The organism is Chryseobacterium hagamense (assembly GCF_007991455.1).
Taxonomy (GTDB): Bacteria; Bacteroidota; Bacteroidia; order Flavobacteriales; family Weeksellaceae; genus Chryseobacterium; species Chryseobacterium hagamense.
On the sequence record NZ_BJYJ01000074.1, the window covers coordinates 1 to 2953 of the forward strand.

Here is a 2953-nt window from a genome sequence, read left to right on the forward strand (position 1 = left end):
GGTGGTGGCGGTGGTGGGGGAAGTACTCCTTTCGGAGAAACCCAGTTGTATAAAGATATCATGGCGTATCTTGCCGAATCTGCTTCTCCTGAGCCGGACTTTTCTAAGTTTGATTTTTCAGGATACGGCCATGATGATCCACCAGCATTTTGGATTTTTGATAAGAAAGGTGAAGAATTGATGAATCATTGGCTTGGAGGTTCAGGAAAAAATTTGAATTTCTCATATGATAAAAGTTGGAGCGATTATATGAAAGGTAATGAAATCTTATCAGATAGGTTACAGAGAATAGCACGTGCAAGAAGTTATTCTATGAATTCTGAAGGAAAAACTAAATATTCTGAAACTTCGGGAAACTTTCACTTTGAAATTGATAATGGGTATAATACTGGATATAAAATGTTACATGGAACCAACTATTTGAGTTATGTAGCGAATGGAAGATATGATAAATCAAGTGATTCATATATATTTAAATTTAATTTGAAATGGACAGATCAGATAAATCATAATAGTTCCGTCACAGCGGATAAATGGTTTAACTATATTGCCAGAAAGGTCGGTCATCCAAAAGATTATTGGATAACAATTCAATGGACTCAAACAATTATAATAAAAAATAAAGAATGGGAAAGATTACATTAATTATAGCATTATTTCTACTTATCAGTTGTGATAAGAATTCCAATTTTGCAAGAGACAATAATGATAAAAAGTCAGGTGTGTATGTTAAAAAAAATACATTTATAAATTCACCTGGATTATATTATTTTAAAGATATTGATATATTAGTAAAAGAATTTAAAGAAGGTACAATTGTCTATGGCCTTTTTGATCTTCACAGTAAATTATTGTACCAGAGAGATATTAATAATTCAATAAGTAATCACATGAAGTGGACTATCTATATTGATGATAAGGGAGAAATATGGTTTTACAATGCAGATTATCAAGAAACTAATGTATTTATTGTAGATGGTAAAAAAGGAATATTCATTAAAGATAGTAATAAGCTTCCTCCAATTCCAGTAGAACTTTCTAAATTTATAAAGAATTAATACATTTCAACTTTTTATCACAATATTAATAAATAAAAAAGAGGTTATCAATTGATTTCCTCTTTTATTTTATCTTAATACATTCTATTGAGAATAGTGACTATATTTACACATATACATATCTATAAGATTAAACTAAAAAGGCAAAGTTGGCAGCGCAGCAGTTCGCTATTATGAGGTCGGACTGAATCATGGTTTTAATGTTCTGGAAGTAGCCAATCCGGCATATAAATACCGGTACAACAGTAAGGAATTACAGAAAGAAACGGGCTGGAGCGATTATGGGGCCAGGATGTATATGAGCGATATCGGGAGATGGGGCGTCGTGGATCCCCTTGCGGAAAGCACAACCAGGGTAAGTCCGTATAATTATGCTCTGAACAACCCGGTGATGTTTATCGATCCGGATGGAAGGAAACCGATGGCTTCCACAGAAATGGATGAGCACTCGGTAGGCTTTGGAAACGGCAGGGGAATATTGTCTTACCTGGGAAGGGGAGACTCGCAAAGCATTCTGTCTTTTCTCGGCCGTGATGATGAATTCATGAAGTCCAGGATTGATGGCCTTGGCGGCGGTGGGGGAAGTGCAGCTACCTTTGGGGAAACTCAGCTTTATAAAGATATCATGGCGTATCTTGCTGAGCCTGATTCTTCTGAGCCAGACTTCTCTAAATTTGATTTTTCGCAGTTTGGAACTGATGATCCACCAGGAAGTAGTATATCTATTACCCGAAAAGCATGGAACTTTTTAGCAGATGGTATTATTTCAAAACCGGTAGAAGGTATTCAAGTTGTAGGATATCTTTTTTATGGAAGTTTTTATCTTGTTCCAAAAGAAATGATTAAACAAGGAAAGGCTGGTGATATGCATGTAAAAATGGATATGACCTTATGGGGTTTTAAAGATGGAGTATTTGGCCAAACATTAAATTATAAAGATGGGACTACAATAATGAGTGAAAAGGAGAAATTTAGAAAAATATCTATTCCAGCTATTGAAGCAATGACAATTGGTATTGGTTTTAGATTTAAACCATTCACTCAGTTGGGCACAGTAGGAAATGCTGTTGGCAATTGGGGAGTTAATACAGGCATGAAAACAGCAGTTAAAAAAGGCATATATCAACTAGGACCAAAATAGTAATATTATGATAGATTTTGTATTTGGAGGATTTGGAGTTTTTATAAGATGGATTTTTGTATATAAATTTAATTCAAAAAAAATGGCTGAAGCATATAACTCTAATATAGAAAAAGAAGGAGCCAAAAATAATATGGCTGGCTTATTTTTGATACCTATAGCTATAATTGTTGGACTAATAATTAATTATTTAGGGTAACGATCCAGATGTTGGTTTCCTTTATTAATCAACATCATCTTAACTGGCAGGGTTAATATTCCGATCATTTGGATCTATAATCTTTAGTAATAATCTCATCGCTTTGCGGTGGTGTTTGTGTTTTATAGTAAAGCAAAACTTACTTATAGGCTTTTCTGGCATTAAAATCCCGGATGATAAGATCAAGAAACCTGGTAAAAGAGTGCTTTGTCTTCTTCATTCATTTCCTGTATGGCTTCAAACTTTTTCAGCAGGTCTTTGCCTTTAATAGCCACGGTATCATCATTGAGCAAAGCAGCACTTGAGATCCTAAAGCATTGGCGGTATTTTAAGCGCATCGGCAGGGGGAATGCTGCTTCCCGGCTCATAGCGGGAAAGGCTTTTGTTACTCACCCGGGGTTTTTCTGCAAGCTCTGCCGAATGATTATAAAGGGCTTCTTAAAATAGAGTTAGTCTTGAATGTTTAATTACCTTTTTTTTATTTATGTTAATAAAGTTTATTTAAAATAGTAGCTATATTTACAGCTACACAGAAATATATGCCTGAGCTACTTT

Annotated in this window: 5 protein-coding genes; 4 read left to right on the top strand and 1 reads right to left on the bottom strand. The window is 34.5% G+C overall.

Features of this window, described 5'->3' with window-relative positions; all coding sequences use genetic code 11:
* The 4 genes from CHA01nite_RS20670 to CHA01nite_RS20270 all read left to right on the top strand — a co-directional run.
* Nucleotides 1-645 (top strand): hypothetical protein (locus CHA01nite_RS20670; RefSeq protein ID WP_170234792.1); only part of this gene is annotated, 645 nt, incomplete at its 5' end.
* A complete protein-coding gene (locus CHA01nite_RS20260) occupies nucleotides 627-1058 on the top strand; it encodes a hypothetical protein (RefSeq protein ID WP_146944795.1) in 432 nt (143 codons plus the stop codon). The genes CHA01nite_RS20670 and CHA01nite_RS20260, both read left to right, overlap by 19 nt.
* Before the next feature lie 205 nt (nucleotides 1059-1263).
* Entirely contained in the window at nucleotides 1264-2199 is a 936-nt protein-coding gene (locus CHA01nite_RS20265; RefSeq protein ID WP_228458482.1) for an RHS repeat domain-containing protein, read from the top strand.
* A gap of 7 nt (nucleotides 2200-2206) precedes the next feature.
* Nucleotides 2207-2398: a hypothetical protein gene (locus tag CHA01nite_RS20270; RefSeq protein WP_047397393.1), complete on the top strand. Its 192-nt coding sequence runs from the start codon at nucleotides 2207-2209 to the stop codon at nucleotides 2396-2398.
* 182 nt (nucleotides 2399-2580) lie between these two features.
* Here the strand turns inward: CHA01nite_RS20270 and CHA01nite_RS20275 are convergent, their stop codons facing one another.
* The gene (locus CHA01nite_RS20275; RefSeq protein WP_146944797.1) at nucleotides 2581-2766 is read right to left on the bottom strand and encodes a hypothetical protein; all 186 of its coding nucleotides are present in this window, start codon (nucleotides 2764-2766) and stop codon (nucleotides 2581-2583) included.
* Between the last annotated feature and the right edge of the window lie 187 nt (nucleotides 2767-2953).

What these genes read in the sequence shown, in the direction of transcription:
- CHA01nite_RS20270 (WP_047397393.1), top strand. Translation starts at nt 2,207, where the DNA reads ATGATAGATTTTGTATTTGGAGGATTTGGAGTTTTTATAAGATGGATT.
- CHA01nite_RS20275 (WP_146944797.1), bottom strand. Translation starts at nt 2,766, where the DNA reads ATGAGCCGGGAAGCAGCATTCCCCCTGCCGATGCGCTTAAAATACCGC.
- CHA01nite_RS20260 (WP_146944795.1), top strand. Translation starts at nt 627, where the DNA reads ATGGGAAAGATTACATTAATTATAGCATTATTTCTACTTATCAGTTGT.